22 protein-coding genes are annotated in these 22,852 nt (G+C 44.9%); 8 read left to right on the top strand and 14 right to left on the bottom strand.

The features are described 5' to 3' along the window. Positions 1 to 104: 104 nt before the first annotated feature. From AC1DP6_RS04575 to AC1DP6_RS04560, 4 genes are read right to left on the bottom strand one after another with little or no spacing between them, the layout of a single operon-like run. Positions 105 to 1,517 carry an alpha/beta hydrolase family protein gene (locus AC1DP6_RS04575; RefSeq protein WP_477053773.1) on the bottom strand — a complete coding sequence of 471 codons (1,413 nt, stop codon included), beginning with the start codon at positions 1,515 to 1,517 and terminating at the stop codon, positions 105 to 107. 14 nt (positions 1,518 to 1,531) lie between these two features. Then, positions 1,532 to 1,924: a DUF423 domain-containing protein gene (locus tag AC1DP6_RS04570; protein ID WP_441571826.1), complete on the bottom strand. Its 393-nt coding sequence runs from the start codon at positions 1,922 to 1,924 to the stop codon at positions 1,532 to 1,534. A gap of 1 nt (position 1,925) precedes the next feature. Further along, the gene (locus tag AC1DP6_RS04565; protein WP_441571827.1) at positions 1,926 to 2,420 is read right to left on the bottom strand and encodes a shikimate kinase; all 495 of its coding nucleotides are present in this window, start codon (positions 2,418 to 2,420) and stop codon (positions 1,926 to 1,928) included. A gap of 33 nt (positions 2,421 to 2,453) precedes the next feature. Continuing rightward, the gene (locus AC1DP6_RS04560) at positions 2,454 to 3,074 is read right to left on the bottom strand and encodes a 4'-phosphopantetheinyl transferase family protein (RefSeq protein WP_477053772.1); all 621 of its coding nucleotides are present in this window, start codon (positions 3,072 to 3,074) and stop codon (positions 2,454 to 2,456) included. A 124-nt stretch (positions 3,075 to 3,198) separates the two neighbouring features. Here AC1DP6_RS04560 and dcd point away from each other — a divergent pair, with 124 nt between their 5' ends. After that, positions 3,199 to 3,735: a dCTP deaminase gene (gene dcd, locus AC1DP6_RS04555; protein ID WP_133812153.1), complete on the top strand. Its 537-nt coding sequence runs from the start codon at positions 3,199 to 3,201 to the stop codon at positions 3,733 to 3,735. A 137-nt stretch (positions 3,736 to 3,872) separates the two neighbouring features. Here the strand turns inward: dcd and AC1DP6_RS04550 are convergent, their stop codons facing one another. Both AC1DP6_RS04550 and AC1DP6_RS04545 read right to left on the bottom strand, forming a co-directional pair. Continuing rightward, positions 3,873 to 4,991: an AAA family ATPase gene (locus AC1DP6_RS04550; protein ID WP_477053771.1), complete on the bottom strand. Its 1,119-nt coding sequence runs from the start codon at positions 4,989 to 4,991 to the stop codon at positions 3,873 to 3,875. Further along, a complete protein-coding gene (locus AC1DP6_RS04545; protein ID WP_477053770.1) occupies positions 4,960 to 5,670 on the bottom strand; it encodes an RNA ligase family protein in 711 nt (236 codons plus the stop codon). Before AC1DP6_RS04545 ends, AC1DP6_RS04550 begins: the two co-directional genes overlap by 32 nt. 198 nt (positions 5,671 to 5,868) lie before the next feature. Here AC1DP6_RS04545 and AC1DP6_RS04540 point away from each other — a divergent pair, with 198 nt between their 5' ends. Beyond that, complete coding sequence (locus tag AC1DP6_RS04540) at positions 5,869 to 7,620, top strand: DUF885 domain-containing protein (RefSeq protein ID WP_477053769.1); 1,752 nt, start codon at positions 5,869 to 5,871, stop codon at positions 7,618 to 7,620. Positions 7,621 to 7,721: 101 nt separating this feature from the next. Here AC1DP6_RS04540 and AC1DP6_RS04535 read toward each other — a convergent pair whose 3' ends face one another. Then, positions 7,722 to 8,921: a DUF4272 domain-containing protein gene (locus AC1DP6_RS04535; protein WP_477053768.1), complete on the bottom strand. Its 1,200-nt coding sequence runs from the start codon at positions 8,919 to 8,921 to the stop codon at positions 7,722 to 7,724. A 239-nt stretch (positions 8,922 to 9,160) separates the two neighbouring features. After that, a complete protein-coding gene (locus tag AC1DP6_RS04530) occupies positions 9,161 to 10,015 on the bottom strand; it encodes a 3-keto-disaccharide hydrolase (protein ID WP_477026179.1) in 855 nt (284 codons plus the stop codon). 251 nt (positions 10,016 to 10,266) lie between these two features. Between AC1DP6_RS04530 and AC1DP6_RS04525 the strand changes: the two genes are divergently transcribed. Continuing rightward, a complete protein-coding gene (locus AC1DP6_RS04525; protein WP_477053767.1) occupies positions 10,267 to 10,998 on the top strand; it encodes an SRPBCC family protein in 732 nt (243 codons plus the stop codon). Positions 10,999 to 11,131: 133 nt separating this feature from the next. Here the strand turns inward: AC1DP6_RS04525 and AC1DP6_RS04520 are convergent, their stop codons facing one another. The 4 genes from AC1DP6_RS04520 to AC1DP6_RS04505 form a co-directional block, all read right to left on the bottom strand. Then, complete coding sequence (locus AC1DP6_RS04520) at positions 11,132 to 11,434, bottom strand: YtxH domain-containing protein (protein WP_441571835.1); 303 nt, start codon at positions 11,432 to 11,434, stop codon at positions 11,132 to 11,134. Between the two features lie 529 nt (positions 11,435 to 11,963). Further along, positions 11,964 to 13,214 carry a TlpA disulfide reductase family protein gene (locus tag AC1DP6_RS04515; protein ID WP_477053766.1) on the bottom strand — a complete coding sequence of 417 codons (1,251 nt, stop codon included), beginning with the start codon at positions 13,212 to 13,214 and terminating at the stop codon, positions 11,964 to 11,966. Positions 13,215 to 13,218: 4 nt separating this feature from the next. Further along, a complete protein-coding gene (locus AC1DP6_RS04510) occupies positions 13,219 to 13,908 on the bottom strand; it encodes a YggS family pyridoxal phosphate-dependent enzyme (RefSeq protein WP_477053765.1) in 690 nt (229 codons plus the stop codon). Positions 13,909 to 14,055: 147 nt separating this feature from the next. After that, a complete protein-coding gene (locus AC1DP6_RS04505; protein ID WP_477053764.1) occupies positions 14,056 to 15,195 on the bottom strand; it encodes an acyl-CoA dehydrogenase in 1,140 nt (379 codons plus the stop codon). A gap of 235 nt (positions 15,196 to 15,430) precedes the next feature. Here AC1DP6_RS04505 and AC1DP6_RS04500 point away from each other — a divergent pair, with 235 nt between their 5' ends. Beyond that, positions 15,431 to 16,378, top strand: coding sequence for an arginase (locus AC1DP6_RS04500; protein ID WP_331961799.1), 948 nt, complete (start codon positions 15,431 to 15,433; stop codon positions 16,376 to 16,378). A gap of 65 nt (positions 16,379 to 16,443) precedes the next feature. Here AC1DP6_RS04500 and AC1DP6_RS04495 read toward each other — a convergent pair whose 3' ends face one another. Next, positions 16,444 to 17,529: a DUF3810 domain-containing protein gene (locus tag AC1DP6_RS04495; RefSeq protein WP_477053763.1), complete on the bottom strand. Its 1,086-nt coding sequence runs from the start codon at positions 17,527 to 17,529 to the stop codon at positions 16,444 to 16,446. A gap of 15 nt (positions 17,530 to 17,544) precedes the next feature. Here AC1DP6_RS04495 and AC1DP6_RS04490 point away from each other — a divergent pair, with 15 nt between their 5' ends. After that, the gene (locus AC1DP6_RS04490) at positions 17,545 to 18,423 is read left to right on the top strand and encodes a fructosamine kinase family protein (RefSeq protein WP_477053762.1); all 879 of its coding nucleotides are present in this window, start codon (positions 17,545 to 17,547) and stop codon (positions 18,421 to 18,423) included. Here the strand turns inward: AC1DP6_RS04490 and AC1DP6_RS04485 are convergent, their stop codons facing one another. After that, entirely contained in the window at positions 18,424 to 20,841 is a 2,418-nt protein-coding gene (locus tag AC1DP6_RS04485; RefSeq protein ID WP_477053761.1) for a PAS domain S-box protein, read from the bottom strand. 246 nt (positions 20,842 to 21,087) lie between these two features. Here AC1DP6_RS04485 and AC1DP6_RS04480 point away from each other — a divergent pair, with 246 nt between their 5' ends. The 3 genes from AC1DP6_RS04480 to plsX are packed head-to-tail and all read left to right on the top strand — an operon-like array spanning position 21,088 to position 22,838. Then, a complete protein-coding gene (locus tag AC1DP6_RS04480) occupies positions 21,088 to 21,630 on the top strand; it encodes a YceD family protein (protein ID WP_477053760.1) in 543 nt (180 codons plus the stop codon). A gap of 12 nt (positions 21,631 to 21,642) precedes the next feature. After that, positions 21,643 to 21,837, top strand: a complete 195-nt coding sequence (gene rpmF / locus AC1DP6_RS04475) for a 50S ribosomal protein L32 (RefSeq protein ID WP_073079237.1) — start codon at positions 21,643 to 21,645, stop codon at positions 21,835 to 21,837. 47 nt (positions 21,838 to 21,884) lie between these two features. Next, complete coding sequence (gene plsX, locus AC1DP6_RS04470; protein ID WP_441571843.1) at positions 21,885 to 22,838, top strand: phosphate acyltransferase PlsX; 954 nt, start codon at positions 21,885 to 21,887, stop codon at positions 22,836 to 22,838. Positions 22,839 to 22,852 lie beyond the last annotated feature (14 nt).

The following is a 22,852-nucleotide window of genomic DNA, read 5'->3' as shown; positions in this document are numbered from 1 at the left end:
ATTAGCTTTTAGCTGTTAGCTGCCAGCTTTTAGTTTTCAGCATGGAGCGCTAAAAACCAACAGATGACAGCTATATAACTTCAGATTTGGGACTTCCTGGTGAACTATGGCAACTGTAAAATCCAGTGTGCTATAAATTCGGGTACCAGGGGATCAATGGTTTGTTCCAGCTCTCCGTATTCGTTTGCTGTACATGTTTTACAACGTTGGAACAAATGGTTCAATCCATCAAACTTACGGATTGTCACCAGCAAATTTCCATTTTCGGTTAATGCACGTTCAATAGCATTCAGATTTGTGGTAGCATCCACCTGTATATCTTGTGTTCCGTTAATCGCCATAAACGGACATTTGATCTGTTTAAGGTACGTTAATGGATTGTATTTCAAAATTGAAATTGCTTCCGGGCTCAGACTGGCATTGTTCACCATATCTTCTTCCGTCATTTCTTTTTTCACGGATTCATCTGAGCTGCGGTATAATTCTCTGATGATTTTTTCCGCTTTTGGTCTGATGACGGCCATACTGCTATCGCTCGCCAGCAAGTCCCAATAAGGCTTCATACGTTGCCGGTCTGCCAGGATAAAGCTATCGGATTTACCTGCCATGCTTTGTTTGATCGCCATTTGCTGATCTATCAGTTGACGGCCGGTTAATCCTACGCCTGCCATGGATATTACAAAAGCCACCCCTGGATTGTTTGCCGCTACGATCTGTGCTACAATTCCCCCCTCACTGTGTCCCAGCAAACCAACGGTTAGCGGATCCACATCTCTCCTCTTTTTCAGGTAGGCCATACTGGTACTCACGTCATGTGCAAAATCATTGACAGTGGCTGCATAGTAATCACCGGTAGATTTGCCTACGCCCCGGTCATCGAACCGCAGCGAAGCAATGCCGTTCCGGGCAAAATAGTCTGCCAGCACCAGGAACAGCTTATGACCTGCTATTTCCTCATCCCTGTTCTGGGGGCCGGATCCGCTGATCATTACCACTACCGGGTATCTGCCGTTGGCGGCAGGACGGGTAAAGGTACCGGCAAGGGAAACACTGTCTTTTATATTATTAAACCTGACTTCTTCTGTGTAATAAGGGTAAGGAGGTTTTGGTTCCTGTGGCCTTTTATACAGGTCTGCTTTGCTGATTTCCTTACGCCCCAGATCTACCGGATTCTCATCACCGCCAAAGGTGGAAATTCCTTTGAACTGTTGCGTGGCAGGATCCCATACCCCGGTATATGCAAATCTGACTTCATCTATGCGCAGGAGCAGGGTATCTTTCCGGTAAACCACCGTTTCCAGTTCAAACGTTTCGTTATCCGCCAGATCGGGTAATTCGATGCGTCCTTTGTATCCGCCGGCTCCGTCTTTTTCCAACTGCACTACCATGCGATATTTATCGCCATAGTAACGTTTCAGGGTACCGTACCATTTGCCGGCAATACCGGAATTATCCTGTGCCATCGCCATTGAACCCACCAGCACTCCCAGCAGCAACACCCAAAAACCTTTATACATATACGAGTTCCTCTTTATGCTTTTAATTTTAAAACGCCCAGCAGAAGGCTCACCCAGCCTGCTATGAAGAATACACCGCCAATAGGTGTAACAATACCAATTCCTCTTAAACCCACGTTGCCCGTCATTTTGAGCATGGTCATGGCGTAAAGGGAACCGGAAAATAAAATGATACCAATAATAAAACACCTGCCTGCCCACTCCAGCTGAGCACCGGGGATCTGCGCAAAAAGAATACCAGTAGCGATTAAAGCAAATACGTGATAGAACTGATAAGTAACGCCTGTCTGAAAAGTAGATACGGTATCTGCCGGCACCAGTTCTTTCAGCTTATGCGCACCAAATGCACCTAAGATGACTGCTAATGCACCAAATATCGCCGCCCAAACTAAAAAACTTTTATGCATGCTATAAATTTTGCGTAAAGGTATCCAATGAAATATTATCCGATGAAATTATATGCCTGGATTGTTGGTAAAAAGGCAGGCGTTCCGCCATTTTCTTTTCCACAAATCCGATCAGGTCATCGTCTTCCAGGTCTGCAATCAGCGGACGTTTGAATTTTTTACGTTGCAGTCTTTCCACCATAGCTTCCAGTGAAGGATTGATCCAGATAGTAGTACCGTGTTCATTCATAAAATCCATATTCTCCTGGAAACAGGGCGTACCGCCGCCACAGGAGATCAGGAAGTTTTCCTGTTCAGATAAATCACGGAGCAGTTTACTTTCCCTGTCCCGGAAATAATCTTCTCCTTTGGATGAAAAAATATCAGCAATCGCCATTTCTTCTGCTTCTACAATCACTTCATCGAGATCATAGTAGGGAAGGTTCAGATGATCTGCCAGTTGTTTACCCCAATAGGATTTTCCGGCACCCATAAAACCGAGTAAATATATTTTCATAAATAACGCAACAGTGCTTAATAAATTCTTTCCTCACGCAGGATGAGTCCATGCCAGGCATAGGTCATTTTCCATAATATATTGCAAATATAACCGCGTATTTGTATCCTGTTTGTTAAAATCGGCAGTTATGAAACCTGCCTGCTGATAAACAAAGGGATGCAACCGCATATTCTCTTTAAAATCAACGCTTCCCAGTCCATACCACTTGAACATAGCTTCTTTGGCGCTCCAGCAGATTGTTTTATGTGACAGTTCATGTGCCGGATCTATAAACGACCTTTCGGCCGGTGACAGGAACTTATGCGATACCAGTTCTATTTTTTCTCTCACCTCTTCAATATCTATGCCTACCGCTGCTTTGGTGCTTACAATAGCCGCCGCATAATCGCCGCAATGCGAGATAGAAAAATGGTAGCTACCACATACCAGCACGGGTTTCCGGCTATTGTTCACAGTAATCTCATGGATCGGAAAGTGCGGAAAAAGTGTCACTAGCAGGTATCTGCCCGCAAAGTGCTGCAGGCGCTTGTGCGGATGATGAATCGACGGGCTGATGTTTACCTTCTCCCGGAAAAAAGCTTCGTCCTCTGTTATCTTCCATACACCCAGCCTCGTTTCCGGATCTATTTGTATCGTTCGTATTAATGGCATATCTTGCCAAATTAAAGCAAAAAAGCAGAAAAAACAGCTTTTGGCACTACGTCTTTAACGAAATGCTAACAGCAGAAAATTAAAAGCTATCAATACAGCTCACTAAAACTAAACGAACCTAAGCATGATTCTGTCAGACAAACGGATACTGGAGGAAATTGAAAAAGGCACTATCGTCATTGCTCCCTATGACCGGAAATTCCTGGGTACCAATTCTTACGACGTGCACCTGGGTAAATACCTGGCCACCTACAAAGACCGTGTACTGGATGCCCGCAAACACAATGAAATTGAACATTTTGAAATACCTGAAGAAGGATTTGTATTACAACCCGGTACCCTGTACCTGGGCGTAACAGAAGAATATACCGAAACACATGCACATGTTCCTTTCCTGGAAGGCAAGTCCAGTACGGGTCGTTTAGGAATAGATATTCATGCTACTGCCGGTAAAGGCGATGTTGGTTTCTGCAATACCTGGACACTGGAAATTTCCTGTGCCCAACCTGTACGCATATACGCTGGCATGCCTATCGGCCAGCTGATCTACTTTGTGGTAGAAGGCGAAGTAGAAATACTTTACAATAAAAAAGGTAATGCCAAATATAATGGTCGCACGATTAAGCCCGTGGAGAGCATGATGTGGCGGAATGAATTTTAAATAGCTTTTAGCCGTTAGCTTTTAGCTTTTAGCAAATGCAGCGAAGTGGATGTTATGTTCATCATTTGCAACATTTACTAAAATGCTAAAAGCTATTTTTTTTAGGCTTAATGATTATTTTGTTTGCTTCAATAGCTTTATGCTTTCAGCTTTACAAAGTGGGCTTCCGCGAGCGTTGGGACTTCCAGTTTACTGATCAGGCGCTCCATCGCCGCGGGTGGCACTATCTCTTCCCGTTGCCGGTTCTGTTGCAACAGTTTCTCCGCCGGTACTTCCACATACACAATCGTTACCGCGGCATCATAGGTCGTAAAAAGACTGATCAGCTGTTCTCTCATCTGACGGGTAATATTGGTGGCGTTCCATACAAAGGGCTGCCGGTTGCGCAAATACACCCGGGCCTGTTCCTTGGCCGCCTGAATCACCATCCCATTGCCACTTTTATTTGTCGGACTTATTTTCATTTCCTTACGGATATTATCCAGAGAGATGACCGGCCACTGCTGATAATGTCGCTGCACATAGGTATCCTTGCCAGCTCCCGGCAGACCACTCATCATGACCACGGGCGTTTGCGGCTGTTCAAAGGGCACATAATCCGGTGTGCTATCTGTCTTCTGCAGGTAGTACATCCGCGCCTGCGGCGTGGCAAAAGCACGGGGCTCTCCCCAGCAATGATGCTCCCGGCATAGCTCTTCAAAGCAATCCACCCGGTATAGCAGGTCGGCCTGATCGGAACAGATCCGACCCAGCGCATCGGCGCGGGCCAGCATAGCCAGGAGTTGTGTATTCACCTCCAGACTGGCGATGATCACTGCTCTCTGCGGATCCGGTTTTTCGAATACCCACAACGGCAGGCCATGATATCTGACAAGTTTGGCGATCTGCTCCCGTATGGCAAAAGGTGCAGGCACCTCCCGGTAAAGTATTTGCCGGGCACGCCCCTCTCCTTTGCGGGCATGGCCCGCGGAAGTGATACGCCCATCCGGCTCTGTTACCGTAGTACTATACTTTTCCACATCATGCAGCAGCGCTGCTGACCACAGCAGTTCCTGGTCAGCGGGTGACAATGCTGCATAGCCAGGCAGCTGCGCCAGGGCCTCCAGTACCATTTGTGTATGTATGGCTACATTACCTTCCGCATGGTAGCGTGCATCCTGCGGTACTTCCTTCATCACGCGTACCCATTCAAAGGTTTGTTCCAGCCACTCCCACGATTTATTTTCACTGAGCTGCCACATAGTTACCTCCTTCATTATTTAACCTTGCACGGCGCCAATGACGGGTCCAGTGCTGGTCTGTTTTTACATGCCCTTTGCGGACATACTTAAACACATTGTCTGCAAAATCGCTGACCGCATAACCTGCGGCATTACGGGAAACAATTCCCTCGATGGTGGCCGGGAAACCGGTATGCACATCATGTGGTTCAAAAGCCCCTCTGCCGCTGACCAGCGACAAAGTATCCTGTTCAAATTCACTGCGTGTAGCCGGAGGCGTTATACGCCTGATTTCCGGCACTACCGGCAGATCCAGCATGGCGGCATAGAAATGTGTTTCTTCCCAACTGAGCCACCGGTCGCCTTCCCGGATACCAAATACATAGAAATGATGATCCAGGTTTCTATATTCAATAGAATGTACCGCATACAGATTTTCCAGGAAAATTTCCAGATCGCCGAGGTCATTCTTTATACTTTGCCAGTAACGGCGGATGCTTTCTGTCCACGCGGATGTTGTGGGCGCCGCATGTGAGCGGGCAAATACACCATGGCGGGAAAGACAATTATTTTCACCGTCCAGTTTTTCCGTATGAATCAACACGGGGATCTGTTGCAGCTGTTGCCAGTATTCATATTGAATACGGTCATCGCTGCTGGTCCCCGGTGAAAACGGATAATGCCAGGTACGGCCATATTTCTGAGAAATTGCCATGTTATCGGGGTTTAAATTAAACAATAAAATCACAGGCCGGTTCCAGGAAGGAACGGCGAAAGGAATGATGTTAATATGCCTGTGACATTACATGGCGCAAAGTGTTTGCTGTTTTTAATTAATGAGCCGCAAAAGTAAAGAAAATAATTTAATAGTATATTACGAGGGCTTTTGAAACAACAACAACCATCTATAGCCATGAGAAAATTTTTCCTCTGCGCCACCGCCTTCGCAGCTATGGCTGCCTGTAACAACGGCGGCAGCGGTAGTAAAACCAGTGGTACCGACAGTACACTGAACAATGCATTCGGTCATTATGAAACACAATTCATTGAAGCACTCTGGAAAGCAGATCCGGACTGGGCTACCAGTGTAGGTTATCATAACTACGATTCCATACTGATTGTGCCGGATAGTACAGCCGCACAGGCAAAACTGGCCTTCGCAAAACAACAGCTGGATTCGCTGAAAGCATTTGACCTCACCGCATTGAATGATGCCAACAAAATTGATTACCAGCTGATACAAAACTATTTACAGTCGGTACAATGGGCTATTAATGAACAAAAAGGCCATGAGTGGGATCCCTCTTCCTTTAATGTGAGCAACACTTTTGCATTTATATTAAATGAAAATTATGCACCACTGGAATCCAGGCTACGCAGCTTTGCCAGCAGGTTACAACAGGTACCGGCTTATTATGAAGCCGCTAAAAAACAAATCAAAGATCCTGTTCCGGAACTGCGGTTACTGGCAATAGATCAGAACAATGGTGGCTTATCTGTTTTTGAAAAAGACTTTGCCGATTCCCTGAAGAAAACGGCTATTCCGGCAGCAGAACAGGCCGTGATGGTGACCAATGCAAAGCTGGCGGCAAAAGCAATCCGGGAATATGCCGACTGGTTAAAAGCCCTGCAACCGGCCCATCCGCGCAGTTTCCGCTTAGGTAAAGCATTATATGACCAGAAGTTCGGCTTCGATATACAATCTTCCTATTCAGCCGCACAGATCTACGATTCTGCTATTGCCCGCAAGAACTTTGTTCACGGCGAGATGATAAAAATCAGCCGGCAGCTATGGCCTAAATACTTTGGGAATGCCCCTATGCCGGCGGATTCGCTGCAATTGGTAGGTCGTATGATAGATACCCTTTCGGTGCAACATGTTAAACCCGAAGAATTCCAATCTGCCATCGAAAAACAATTACCCGCACTCATTGCTTTTATCAAAGAAAAAGACCTGTTGTATATTGATCCTACCAAACCTTTGGTAGTACGCAAAGAACCGGCCTACATGGCTGGTGTGGCAGGCGCTTCTATCAGTGCACCCGGCCCCTACGACAAAGGCGGTAACACCTATTACAATGTTGGTGGCTTGGAAGGATGGCCCAAGGATAAAGCAGAAAGTTATCTGCGTGAATACAATCAGTATATACTGCAGATACTGGATATCCACGAAGCCATTCCCGGACATTATACCCAACTGGTATACGCCAATCAATCACCCAGCATGATTAAATCGCTGCTCAGCAATGGCGCCATGATTGAAGGATGGGCTGTATACACGGAGCAAATGATGCTGGAAAACGGCTATGGCAATGATGCTCCTGAGATGTGGCTGATGTGGTACAAATGGAATCTGCGCGCCGTATGCAATACTATCCTGGATTATAGTGTGCACACAAAAGATATGAGTAAGGAAGATGCCATCCGTTTGCTGACCAGAGAAGCATTCCAGCAGGCTGCTGAAGCCGAAGGAAAATGGAAGAGGGTGAGTGTAAGTAGTGTGCAGCTAACCRGTTATTTTACAGGCTATAAAGAAATTATAAATCTGCGCGAAGCTTATAAAAAGCAACAGGGTAAAGACTATCATCTGAAAGCATTCAATGAAAAATTCCTGAGCTACGGCAGCGCACCGGTGAAATATATATCGCAATTGATGCTGAAATAGCTTTTAGCCATTAGCTTTTAGCTATTAGATTTAAGCGAAAAATGCAGAGAAGAACATAATATATGTTTGTCTTCTCTGCATTTTTCGCTTAAATCTAATAGCTAAAAGCTAATGGCTAAAAGCTTGATCAGCCAGTTCAATGCGTAATGTCTTTCGTATACGACTCCTGGAGGCAATGGTTCTTTTTCTCCTTTCAGGCGGGCATCTACACAGCTCCAGTGTGCACGGTAGTATAGATCGTTGGCATCCAGTATTTCGGTAGCAGTACGTAACTCAGTGGCAGCAGCTAAAAATACTGAGGGATCGGAAGTTAATCCTTTGAATGGGAAAGCGTCTTCCGGTACCATATCCAGGTTGCAGAGTGCATCCATTTCTCCCAGTGAAGGCACTTTTTTCAATGCCCACAGCAGTACCCATATATCTTCACACTTCCAGGTTTCACTTGTTTTGAGGGCGTCTGTTGGATTTTCAAGGAACGCTTTTTCTGCGTCCGTGGTATCATCCCAGAGCTGATGTTGCTGCAGGTAGTTGATTACAGCGGGGCCTTCGAGATAGCCAAAAGCCACAGTATTAACGGCGGCGAGTATGGCCACGCGTTGTGCTACTTCAGCTGTTGAACGGAGTGTTACCTGATTTTCATCAGCGATGACCGGCAGGCTGGCGGATGTCTTTACGTTCATGTCCTGCAGCAGCTGTATGTTACGTTGTTTTCTGCCGGTAGCTGCATTAGAGGGTGTTTCCTGGCTATCGAAATAAACAGACTGGATATTAACCGTCAGATTAGTGGCGGTTGAATGTCCGTTTACATCGAGTAACAGTGCGCCGGTTTTATCCCAGAAGCCCTGTACATCCGTTTTGAAGATGAAGTTATTTTCGCAGAAGAAGATACCATCCAGTTCGTGCGCCAGTTCCATGATGGCGGCTCTGAGGTCACCGTTAAAAGAGGGTTCTGCCAGGATGACTACTTCGGTATTAAGAGTCGCTACTTTGGCCAGTAACAGTTCCTGCAGTGCAGGGTTATCTGCCGGCAGTTGTTGCACAAAAGCGTGCATACCGAGCAGGTTGATGGTTACCGGGTCATCATTCCGTACCAGCTGATAGCCGGGTATGGCCCGTTGGCGGTAGCTGATGATAAGGGTATTGCCTTTACGCAACAACTTTTTTCCAGATGTGATGGTTAACTGTTCCCAGTGATGATCCGGTCCTGCTACCTTTACTGCCTTTTCTCCGAAGTGCGCCCGCATGCGGGTCAGCACTTTCTCCATGTCTATCTCGTGCGTATAGAGGGTACAATTTTCCATGCTGTTTTTTTCGAGGGGCCAAAGGTAGCCTAAAGCAGCCAAAAATGGTATCGGATTTGCCTTATTTCCATAAATCAGGAAAACTGTTTGCGGAAACGCCCCATTTCATGAAGCATAAACAAAGTTGATTATGAAAAAAAGAACCTTGCCAGTCCTGGCTATCTGTGCGCTATTACTGGCGGCCAGTTGTTTGCCACCCAGACCTCCAAGACCACCAAGGCCCCATCGACATGGCAGTATTATTTTCCCTTTTTCGCATCCGCACGATGCTGCAGCAGATAAAGGATTTTATTCAGCTTAACGGGATCGTTGATGTAGGGAGACAGGTCAAACAGTTCCACCTTTCTAAAAGCTACCGGATGGCTTTCACTTTGCAAAGAGATAGATCCTTCTGTTAATAACCGACCTTCCTGCAAGAGAGCGGGGTTAGCGTGTGATACTGCACCACCGCCTACCTGCGGCTTATTGTATACAAAAACGGTATCCTGATCCACAATATGTTTAATCACAGAATCCCGCAGTACCAGGGCTTCCGCATGTACCCATACATCACCATGATACGTTTTTGAAGTAGAGCTGATACAATGATCTGTAATCAGTTTACCATTCATTACCACGTTGGTACCGGGTGTACAGAGGTTGGAAGTAGAGCGGTCATCTTTTCCATTACCACCGAGTAACTGGTCTTCCAGTGAAATCGGGAAGTTCTGATCTTTGGTCATGCTGGCGGCAGTTTGTCCATGGAGCATGATACCACTGTTTCGGTAAGCCCATCCTGGTCCGCCTTTCACCTGTTCGCCGGTGAATTTATATTCCACTACAATCAGGTAAGCAGAGAAATTCTTTTTATAGAAGATGTGACCATATTGTTCTTTGAACTCGTCATAATGATCATAGCTTACTTTCATCATGCCGCTGTCTACCCGAAAGGTATTGCCAAAGTTATCGTTGAGGTCATGTCCGGTTATTTTTACGTCCCAACCGGTGAGATCTTTGCCGTTAAAGAGTTTCAGCCATTTGTTGGGGGCCACTTCTTTTTGGGCGGAGCTGTGGAGAGCAGCCATTACTAATAACGCGGTCAATACTTTTTTCATATGTTCTTTTATTTGACCGGTTAAGATAAAGGATAGTACAGAGAAATGCAAGCTGAATAACAGCTGGCATCTTATTCTCCGGGTACCGGATTATTTTTGTTACCGAAAGTGTGTAAGAAATTACGCACCGTATCGGATGTGCCACAGGAATGTATGGATAACGCATATATCTATCTAACTAAATATCAATTATTTAATTGCTTTTACATAAAAGTGCAGGGTTTTCGCTGGTAGTTCCCCAAACTGTATATATGAATTCCTTAACACAACAACAAAACGGTCGTAACACAGAACAACCTAAAGCAGGACCATTATATGAAAGTTCCAACATCATCAATGTAACGCCTGAAGGAAGAATAGTATCCATTTTTACGGGTGCATGGCTGGTGGGCAATGCCATTAGCAAAGTAGATAAAAGCCCCGTGTCGAGCCTTTTAAAGCTCCTGGGAGCGGGCTATTTACTTTACAGGGGAATAAGCGGTAATGACCTGATCAATGGTTTTATCGGTAAAAGGAAACCCGACAGACATACTGCTTCTGTCAATATCAGAACTTCCGTTAGTATTGATAACCCACGCGAAGAAGTGTATTATTTCTGGCGTCAGTTGAATAACCTGCCTGTTTTCATGAAACATCTGCAATCTGTAGAAGAAAATGATCCGTTTCATTCCCATTGGGTGGTGAAAGGTCCCGGTGGCATTGGTACATTAGAGTGGGATGCGGAAATTGTAAAAGAGGTGCCAGGAGAAATTATCGGCTGGCGTTCCTTGCCAGGCTCCTCTCTCACCACAGCCGGAAGGGTTACTTTCCGCGAAACACATAACGGAGGCACCGAAATAGATGTGATGATTACTTACCGGCCACCAGCCGGGTATGTAGGCTCAGGGCTCGCCTGGCTGCTGAATCCAGCATTTGAAAATATGATTGTTAAAGATATCCGGCGTTTTAAAAACTACATGGAAACCGGGGAAATTGTTAACTAGCTTTTAGCCATTAGCTTTTAGCTATTAGATTTAAGCGAAAAATGCAGAGAAGATGAAAAGGAAAATCCTGATACATCTTCTCTGCATTTTTCGCTTAAATCTAATAGCTAAAAGCTAATGGCTAAAAGCTACCCTATGATAATGCTTCTCTTTTAAATCTGTTATAAGTACCCTGGCTTTTGTTAATCAGTTTTAGTACGCGCTCGCGAACATCATCCTGTAACCCGCTGATCTCATGTTCGAAAACTCCTTTCAGCTCCGATAAATCTTCTCCTCCCTGTCCTACCAAACCATTGATTTTGTGGCGCCAGTCGTCGGCTTTGCTTTTGATTTTTTTGCGGGTTCTATCGCCACTATCCGGTGCTGTCAGTAATCCGATTACCAATCCGGTAGTCAACCCGGCTATAGCGCCTGCTAAAAATTTCGTTGTAGACATAATTACTGGATTTTTATGGTTTAACAAATGATTCGGGTGCATGGTTTAATTCACACTTACAACCAAAATTTTCAAATATCAGGCCAGTAAAACCCTGAAAACACAATTGCATCTTAAAGAAATGTTATTGTCAGAAAGAGAGAAAGAAAACCACCTGCTATTAAAAGAAGTCAAAAGATAAGTTTCAATAACGTAAAACATCGAGGAGACGCTATCCAGGACAACATCAGAATTGATATTGCCCCGGCAGGTGGATAAGATAAGCGTATTAGATAATGGAATTTATAAAAGTCAAACGGAGCAGTAAAATAATTACATTCTGGTATTTTTCAAACTTTATTGAAAGAAATGAAATAATAAATTTTATTAAAAAGTAAATCCTCCCCGGAAATGAAATACCAGAGAGGATTTACCTGTTTTGCAACAATATTATATAATTATTAAATATTAGTGGTCTGATACCATTTTAGCCGAAATATGTGAATAACATCAGTCATCCTAAATTCCCATTTTGGGGTACCTGCTGCCTTTATTTTGCGTCCAGCATCCCCGAAACAAGGCGATTGAAATCGGCCTGGAACTGCTCGTAGTGTTCTCCTGTGCCAGGGCCGGAGAAACCAGTATGCACTTCCTGTACGTCTCCTTTCTTATTTATGAAAATCGTGGTAGGAAAGCCTTTGATACCGGTAAGCTGTGGCAAGGTTTTTTCGCCCTTTTCCGGATCTGCAGGCGTTACACCGGTAATCAGCACAGGATACTGCACATCAAAGCGTTTCAGGAAGCCTTGAAGGCTTTTCTTTGATTTCTCAAAATCAGTAGTGCGTTCGTAAGCCAGTCCTATTACTTCTACACCACGGTTTTTGTTTTTCTCGTGCCAGGTGGTCAGGAAACCGGTTTCATCCATACAGTTAGGACACCAGGAACCCATGAGTGTAATGATGACTACTTTATTTTTGAAGCGGTCGTCTTTGATGCTTACTTTCCGGCCGTTCAGATCAGGGAAAGTGAAGTCCAGTTGTTGCTGACCGGGTTTCATGGTAGCAATAGTTCTTTCATCGGGCAATGCAGCGGTATCATTTTTCACAGCTGACCAGTTTTCGAGGCCATCACCAATGCCGGCATAAAAGCGGCCATTGGTAAGACTGTCTTTCCCCACTACTGCGGTGAACAGGTAAGCGTGGGAGCCATCAAAGGTAGACAGGCGGAGCGTATCGCCATCCACTACCCCATCCAGAAAGCGGTAATCACCGGTGGTGGTGAGGAAAGTGCCCTGCACGATGTTACCGGATTGTTTAAACTCACCGATAGCTGTAGAAGGTGTCTTGTCCTTATCTTTTGCGGACACGAACTGTGTTACCCAACGGCCCGTCACGTCTCCGGCAGCGGGTGTATTCACCTTAAAGCGTTCTGCCTTACCGGCAACCGCAGTGAAAGGAATACTTACATCTTTATCTGCCAGATGTCTGATCCACTGGCCTTCGAGTGCACTATCCGTTGTTAATCTGGCTTTGAATTCAGAGTCGAAGAACGGCATCTTAATAAAAACAGAATCACCGTTTATTTTCACATCATCTACCAGCAGCTTATCTGTGGCGTTGATAACATGCAGTATTGTTTTGCCGTTAGTTTCTTTTACATCAAAATTGAAAACGATTTCTGCGCCGTCATTGCGGTGCAGTTTTGCCTGCCACACACCATTGGCGAGGAATTTTGTGGCGTTGCCATTGTTGCAGGCGGCCATACCGATGCCTGCCAGGCAATAGATCCATAATTTCTTCATAAGTCTACATTTGTGAATAGTTCCTTTCGCCAAAGAGCAGGCTGCCAATACGTACCATAGTACTCCCTTCCTGCAGGGCTATGGAATAGTCGGCGCTCATGCCAATGGACAATTCTTTAAAGTACGCTTCGTTGTTAAAGTAAGTGGTTTTAACGGATCCGAATAATTGGTGGAGCTGGTGGAACTCTTTATGGATCTGTGTTTCATCAGAAGTATTGGTGGCCATGCCCATCATACCGACAATACGAACGGAAGCAAACGCGGATGGATTGGAAGTATATGTTTGAAGCAGTTGCTGTAACTCCTGCTCATCCATTCCAAATTTTGTTTCTTCTGCTGCAATATGCACCTGTAGCAGGCAATGAATGATCCGCTCATGTTTAGCGGCTTGTTTACTGATTTCCTGCAGCAGTTTTACGCTATCTACTGCATGAATGGTATGTACAAAGGGCGCTATAAATTTCACTTTATTGGACTGCAGGTGACCAATAAAATGCCATGCTATATCTGCCGGTAAAACAGCCTGTTTTTCGGTTAATTCCTGAACGTAATTTTCTCCGAAGATCCTTTGTCCTGCTGCATATAAAGCTTCAATATCAGCTACTGGTTTTGTTTTGGAAACTGCTACCAGTTCCGCGTTGAAAGGCTTCAGCCGGGAAAGAACCTGTTGGTATGCTTCTAAATTAATTGCCATGAAGCGAAGATAATTACGAATTACGAATTACGAATTACGAATTACGAATTACGAATTACGAATTACGAATTTGAGCGGAGATGACGTAGAAGATATTCACTACGGGCTCCGCTCAAATTCGTAATTCGTAATTCGTAATTCATAATTCTATCCAAGTATGGCTCTGCTGATCACGATACGTTGCACCTCAGAGGTACCTTCATATATCTGGGTGATCTTGGCATCGCGCATGAGGCGTTCTACGTGGTATTCCTTCACATAGCCGTATCCGCCGTGTACCTGAACGGCTTCTGTGGATACCCACATGGCTGTTTCGGACGCAAATACTTTGGCCATAGAGCTGCTGAGGGTATAATCTCTGTTCTGATCTTTGTCGTATGCAGCTTTGAAGCATAATAAGCGGGAGGCTTCTATGCGGGTGGCCATGTCGGCCAGTTTAAACTGAATGGYCTGGTGCTGCGATATTTCTTTACCGAAGGCTTTTCTTTCCTTGGAGTATTTCAGTGCCAGTTCATACGCACCACTGGCGATGCCCAATGCCTGGGAGGCGATACCAATACGGCCGCCGGCGAGGGTTTTCATCGCAAATTTAAATCCGAAGCCATCCTCTCCTATCCTGTTCTCTTTAGGCACCACTACATCCTGGAACATAACGCTATGGGTATCGCTGCCACGGATACCGAGTTTATTTTCTTTAGCGCCGATGGTAACACCAGGCATGCTCTTTTCTACGATCAGGGCATTGATGCCTTTGCTGCCTTTTTCCGGATGTGTTTGGGCCATTACCAGGTATACACTGGCAGAATTCCCGTTGGTTATCCAGTTTTTGGTACCATTGAGCAGGTAATGATCACCTTTGTCTTCTGCAGTGGTTCGCTGGGAAGTGGCGTCTGAACCGGCTTCCGGTTCACTGAGCATAAAAGCGCCTATAATCTGACCGGATGCCAGCGGCACCAGGTATTTTTGTTTTTGTTCTTCTGTACCAAAGGTTTCGAGGCCCCAGCATACCAGTGAATTGTTTACACTCATGACCACAGAGGCGGAAGCGTCTATTTTAGAGATTTCCTCCATTGCCAGTACATAAGAAATAGCGTCCAGGCCTGCTCCTCCGTACTTAGGGCTTACCATCATGCCCAGAAAACCGAGTTCCCCGAGTTTTTTGATCTGCTCCGCAGGAAATTTCTGGTGTTCATCCCTTTCTATTACACCTGGCAGCAGCTCGTTGATAGCAAAATCACGTGCTGCCTTTTGTATCATCAGATGCTCTTCCGTCAATTGAAAATCCATGGTTATAATTTTAAAATAATCCACTCAAATTATTTATAAATCAGCAGCTAAAAAAATGGGTCCGTTAAAATTCAACGTTGTCAACCATAATTGGGGAAATATTAAACAAATCGCTACAATAAGGCTACTGTATTGGATTTGGTTCAGGTATTATATGCCAATTTTTCACCATTATACGTTTCAGTGCTTTGGGCATTCACATAAAATCCTGTAGCTTGCCTATAATGATGTGTTTATGAAGAATATTAAAATAATAGAAGTTAAATCAGAAATAGGAGCAGGAACCCGTGGCGCCAGTTTAGGTGTAGATGCGATTAAGATTGCGGCGCTGGACTTCATGAGTAACTTTTTTGTGCACTTCCCCACAGAAGCAATTGAAACGGAAAATAAGCTGTTATTTGAGCCTATTGAGTCACCTTATGCCAAAAGAATCAAAGGCACCTTCAATATGTATGAGCGTATCAGCAAAAGTGTGTGTGAAACGGTGAAAGCCAACTGGTTCCCGGTATTGCTTTCCGGCGATCACAGCACTGCCGGCGCTACTATTGCCGGTTTAAAAATGGCACATCCCAAAGCTAAGCTGGGGGTGATCTGGATTGATGCCCATGCTGATCTGCATACTCCTTATACTACGCCATCCGGTAATATGCACGGTATGCCCCTGGCAACTGCTATTGCGGAAGACAATATGGACTGTAAGGTGCATGACCTGGATGAGAACACTGCCAAAATGTGGAACTCCCTGAAAAACATAGGTAAAATAGCCCCAAAAGTATTGCCGGAAGATATTGTGTTCATCTCCCTGCGGGATTTTGAGAAAGAGGAAGAACACCTGATCAAGCAATATGGCATGAAGGTGATTACCACCAGTGAGGTACGCCGTAAGGGACCTGAGAATATCTCCCGGTCTGTGTTCCGTTACCTGAGTGACTGCGAATATATTTATGTTTCCTTTGACGTAGACAGCCTGGATGCCTCCATTTCCAAGGGTACCGGTACTCCTGTCAGCAATGGATTAAGGGAGCGTGAGGCGGAAGATCTGATTGCCAAGTTCATGCAACATCGCAAGATCTGTTGTTTTGAAATCACGGAAGTGAACCCCACACTGGATCGTGAGAACCTGATGGCAGAAATTGCATTCAATATTTTACAGCGGAGTGTGAATGTGCTGATGATGAACTGATTCAGCTGTTAGCTTTTAGCTTTTAGCAGTTAGATTAGAGCGGAGGGATGAAAGCATAGAAGGTTTTATTTTATTTTGAAATAGGCGATCAGCCAGGTAGTTACTTCGCTGTAGCTGCGGATACCTTTATCCTGTTTATTGGCTTTGAGGTATCTGTCGTAGAGGATGGCCGAATACTCATCTACCTTGCCGGTATAGGGTTCATAAAAGTCGATGATGGCTTTATGATCGGCTTTCACGCCGGGTACTACCCTTTTCCAGATGCTTTTAGCGAGGGTGGTATCGCGTTGTCCCAGTTGTCTTACGCTATACATGAACATATCAAAATTGGCTGCATAACGGAAATGGCTATCCGGAATACTGATGGCAGCCAGGTAACCTACAAAATTTGCTTCTTCTTCTGGCGCATATCCAAGCTGATGGGCTATTTCATGACAGGTAATATATGGTTGTAAAACTGCGGGCGTAGTGGTATTTACCTGTGCTTCATTGGTAAAGGGATTCAGGTAACCAGTAATTCCGATATAGTTCAGCCAGTGGCCATACATTGTTTTTTTCACGCTGGGCGTCTTGTAGCGCAGGGCAGGCCAGGTTTTGGCGGCGGCGTCATAGGCCATCACGGCTCTCTGAAAGATCGGGAGACCAGTGGTATCTGCCTTCATCACCCCGATAGTATCGCCGGTATTGGCTTTTTCCCTGTTGACCAGTTGCAGTAAAGTATCGGAAAGCTGGTAAAGTTGTTGTGTATTGTAAGTGCCTGTTACAAGACCGGTATCCATGGTCAGAGAGTTTCTTTCATAGTTGTATCCCCATAACACCAGGAAGGCCAGGTATACTGATAAGAGAAAATGTATGCCCCGTAAGAGTTGTAACCCTACTGCTTCCCAATGGAGACGAATGACTTTATAACATAGTTTTAACAAATAAAATATTCCTCCAATAATCCAGGCAGTATATATTACATCGCCAATACTAAATGGAACTATACCTGTTACTTGTCTGAACGCCAAACTACTCCACTCATACCACCTATGGAAGTAGAAATCGCTGAAGCGGTTACTCCAGGCGAATAATCCTTTCAACAACAGTATAGCCGTAAGTGTTAGTACAATACGGACAATGATCTTTTTAAACCGGGCTTTTGTCTCCATATAATGTGGCAGAACATGATAGATGAAATTCTACAAAAACAGTTAAGTGCGGCGCTTTCCGAACAATTGAAAGTAAAAATACATATAAATGATGCAAAAAGCGTGCATGGGGGCGATATTAATGAATCTTTTCGTATAGCCACCAACGAGGGATATTTTTTTGTGAAGCTGAATGATGCGAAGCGTTATCCGGATATGTTTGCACAGGAATATGCCGGTTTACTGGAATTGCAGTCGGCCAGGGCGCTGAATACGCCCAAACCGCTGGCTTACGGAAGTGTAAATGGCCGTGCTTATCTGTTACAGGAATTTCTGACCAAAGGGCAGGCGATTACTGATTTCTGGGATGATTTCGCTGTTTCCCTGGCAAAGCAGCATCTTGTTACGAAGCCTCACTATGGTTATCCGGGGCCTAATTACCTGGGGACTTTAAGGCAATACAATACACCTTACAGCAGTTGGCCGGTATTTTATGCGTTCAACCGTTTGTTGCCGCTTATCAGGATGGCTTATGACCAACAGATTGTGGACAAACAGATGGTACAGCAGGTAGAATCATTATGCCGGCAGTTACCGCAGTTATTCCCGGCAGAAGCGCCGGCGTTGTTGCATGGGGATTTATGGTCGGGTAATTTTATGGTGGGTACTAATGGAAAGGCCTGTGTTTTTGATCCGGCGGTATATTACGGTCACCGGGAAATGGACCTGGCGATGACGCGGCTTTTCGGCGGATTTGACACCCGGTTTTACTACGCATACCAGGCTGCCTACCCATTGTTACCAGGCTGGCAACAGCGGATAGGCATCTGCCAGTTATATCCTTTGATGGTGCATATGATATTATTTGGAGGGAATTACTACAACAGCATCCGGGAAGTGTTGCAGTCGTACTGATTATTCACCGGGTGTGTCTATGAAATCACGCATCTTGTGATATTCTTCTTCCACGAGTGGATAAAATTTGTTCACATCTTCCTGTATTTCCCTAAAAAGGCGGGCAATATCCTCGCTGTAGAATTCCTGATTGATGCGTAGGTAGTTTTCCAGTTCCTGCATTTTGGCGCTGATCCAGGTAAGGCCTACCATGGCAAAGTTAGGTTTGAGTTTGTGTACCTGGAATTTCATTTGTTCCCATTCATGGTGTTCCACCATGATACTGAGTTTGGTGACTTCATCCCGGATAGTTCTGATAAAAATTTCAAACAGGTCTGCGGCATAGGAAATATTACTCTCATAGAGGTCTGTGAGGTACTTTACATCCAAATCGTTGTTGAATTCGAATCCACTTAGGTTCTGCACTTCTTCCATTATTAGTTCTGTTTCGTCTTCGTTGAGATATTTATTAAAAATCTGTAATAGCTGATCTGGCGTATAAGGTTTTGTGAGTATGTCTGTTATTCCTGCTGCCCGGGCCATGGTGGCGGTACCTTCCATAGCCACTGCGGTGGTGGCTATCACCGGAGTAGCCACATTGGGTTGTTCTTCATCTGCCCTGATTTTTTGAGCCAGTTCCAGTCCGTTCATGCCGGGAATACGGATATCCATGAGGATAAGGTCGTATTGCCGGGATTCGAGAAAATAGGTTGCATCAGGTCCGTTGGTGGCGAGCTGATAGTTAATTTTATATTTTTCCAGCAGGCTCATGATGTAGCGGAGATTCATCGGGTTATCTTCAACAACCAGTACTCTGGCCTCTTCAAATGAGCGTTGCAGGAGTTTTCTGCTTAGTTTGCCGGTATTGGCCGTAAGCGGTCGGCGACTATCCATGAAGGGGATATTAAAACTAAAGCAGGTGTTGTATCCTGGCAATTCTTCCACGGCGATGCTACCGCCCTGAAATTCCACTAATTGTTTAGCGATGGCCAGGCCGAGACCTGTGCCGCCGTATTTTTCACGGATATCGCCTTCTGCCTGTTTATAATTCCGGAAGATGAGCTCCAGTTTATCTTTCCTGATACCTATGCCTGTATCGCATACCCGGAAACGTATCCAGAGCTTGTTATCCTGCCAGCTTTCCTGTGTGGCTTTGATAGCAATTTCACCTTCGTTGGTGAACTTCTCTGCATTTCCTAACAAATTGATTAGTATTTGGTTCAATAGCACATCATCGCCAATCAACCAGGTATTGAGGTTGGCCTCCAGCTCAGCGGTTATTTTCACAGGGCGTCGTCCTAGTTTCAGTTCAAAGGTATGCCGCAAAGACTGGATCAGTTCACGAAGGTTAAATTCGCGTTGATTTGTTTGTATTTCTCCCGCTTCAATCCGGGAAATATCGAGAATGTCACTGACTATACCCAGCAGTATGCCGGAGGAGTGTTTCAGGATGTTGACGTATTCTGTTTGCTGGGCATCGAGCTGGGTTTCTTCCAGCAGGTGTGCCATGCCTATAATTGCGTTGAGCGGGGTTCTGATTTCGTGGCTCATGCTTGCGAGGAAGTCTTTCTGTGCATGGCGGGCTTCTTCCGCCTGTTTGCGGGCTTCTTCCAGCTCTGTCTGCAGCTTCTTCTGATGGGTGATATCCATATGGATGCCTGCACCACCAGTGATGGCGCCGTTACGATCGTAAATATTGGCGGAACTGGCCAGTATCCAGCGGGAGGAGCCGTCTTTCAGCTTTATTTCCATGTCGTATACGAGGGGTACATTTTCTTCCAGGCGTTTTCTGCGGAGGGCGCGGGCGAAAGCGCGGTTTCCTTCCGGCACAAAAACGTCTGTAATGTTTCTGCCGATGAGTTCTTCCTCCTGGTATCCGGAGAGACGGCAAAAGCTTTCGTAAACGCGGGTGATATTGCCTTTTACGTCTGTTTCGCACATGGCGGCGTTGAGGTTATTAAGGATCACCCGGAATTTCTCCTCATTTCGTCTTATTTCCTCCTGTACATTGTGGCGGCGGGTGATGTCGATCGCCTGCCAGATGCTCCCACTGAATCCGTTGCCGTTAAATACCGGCAGGTAAGTAATTTCCCAGATTTGTCCGTTGAGGAAGGGTACTTCCCAGCCAAACCAGGGTTTTTTCTCCCGGCGCAGGGATTTCATTTTTTTCTCCAGGGGTAGCGGTTCCGTTACCATTGGTTTAAAAAAGCGGATTAGTTCGGTATAGGAAAGGTGGACCGGGCTGACGGTCATATATTGTGCGAAAATATCATTTACCCAAATGCAGCGGTGTTTTTCATCGGTCACCAGTATGCCTGCGTTGGTGCTGTTGAGCCAGGCAGTTATGGGCAAGGAAAAGATGTCCGGAGCGCCATTTGACGGCATGCCGGTACTATCAGTAGCAGTTGTTTTCTTACTGTTTCTTCCTAAGGCCTTCATTGTTATCTATGGAATGGGGAATACGGCTTTTCAATTTAATCGTTGAATTGTGAAAAACAGGCATAAGATAAACGCGAATTATGTACCTTTGCGCCTCACGCCTGGATGTCACACATCAATATGGTTGATATTTTATGATATAAATATATATATAAATAAGATATCGTTAGTGAACAAATTTATGAAATTTTTGCAATTGCAAATATTTAATTACCTTTGCATCCCTCTAAAAGTGAGGATATTGATATGAAACCACTCCGCGAATTTGATATTGCCTTTGTAGGACTAAATCCAGGGGTGCATTCATTTCAGTATGCAATCGGAGATAGTTTCTTTGAGAATTTTGAAGAGCCGAAGGATTTCAGCAACTGTGTGGTAAGTGTGAATCTTACCCTGGACAAGAAGAGTAATTTCTTCCTGTTGAAATTTGAGATCGGCGGCAAGGCAACGGTTATATGTGACCGCTGCGGGGAACCCTTCGAAATGCAGTTATGGGATGATTTCAACCAGATAGTTAAGCTGGTAGAAAATCCGGAAGAGCTGGCTAGTAGCGAAGAAGATCCGGATGTATCGTATATATTAAGGACCGAGAGTCATTTAAACGTGGCGGACTTTATTTACGAATTCATTCATCTGAGCATTCCAATGCAACGTATACATCCTGACAATGCCGATGGCAAAAGCGGGTGTAATCCGAAAGTTATTGAAATGCTGGAACAAATGAACCAGCAGGCAAAAGAAAACGATAACCCAATCTGGAAAGGATTGGATAAATTTAAGGACAATTAAAAATTAAATAAAATGCCAAATCCTAAACGCAGACATTCTCAGCAAAGATCAGCAAAGAGAAGAACGCATTATAAGGCGGTAGCGGATACTTTAAGCACAGACAGCGCAACCGGTGAAGTGCACCTGAGACACCGTGCTCATTGGGTGGAAAACAAACTGTACTACAAAGGAAAAGTAGTGTTGGAAAAACAGAGTGCAGCTAAATAATTATTTTACTATTTTTACCCGAGCTAACAAGAACAAACTTGAGTTACATGAGAATCGGGCTTGATATGATGGGTGGCGACTTCGCGCCCACAGAAGCAGTAAAAGGAGTAAAATTATATTTAGACACTGTTGCATCTGATGTGCATCTGGTATTGATAGGGGACGAGCAACAGTTAGCTCCTTTATTAGCAGAGGTACAGCTGGACCAATCAAAATATTCAGTTGTTCATTCATCCCAGGTAATCGGGATGGATGAACACCCTACTAAGGCACTGAAAGAGAAGCCACAATCATCCATCTCTATCGGTTTTCATTTATTGAAAAATGAAAAAATAGATGCTTTCATCAGCGCAGGTAATACCGGCGCCATGATGGTGGGCACCTATTATTCCATTAAAGCCATAGAAGGAGTGCAACGTCCTACTATATCTACTCTGGTACCCCGTGAAAACGGATCGTACGGCCTCTTGCTTGACGTAGGTATCAACGCCGACTGCAAACCTGAAAACCTCGCGCAATTTGCCATTCTGGGCTCCCTCTATTCCAAGCATATCCTCCAGGTAAACAACCCCAAGGTAGGCTTACTGAATATCGGTGAAGAAGAAGGCAAAGGCAATCTGCTTGCGCAAGCCACCTATCCGCTGTTAAAAGAAAGCAAACAAATCAATTTCGTTGGTAACATTGAAGGTAGAGATATCCTCTCTGAAAAAGCTGATGTAATCGTTTGTGAAGGCTTTACCGGTAACATCGTTCTTAAGATGGCTGAATCATTCCATGAAATAGCGTTAAGACGTAATATTCAGGATGATTACATGAAGAAATTTGATTCAGAATCATACGGCGGTACTCCCGTTTTAGGCGTTTCCAAACCAGTTATTATTGGTCATGGTATTTCCCAGGAAACAGCATTTAAAAACATGATACAGCTGGCACAACAAATGATAGATAGCAAACTGCTGGAGAAGATTAAAGAAAGTTTTGTAGCAAAAGATGCACAGTAGTACCCGCTGAAAAT

The sequence above is a fragment of the Chitinophaga sp. 01L420 genome, assembly GCF_056399985.1.
This window is presented reverse-complemented; position numbering and strand designations above follow the sequence as displayed.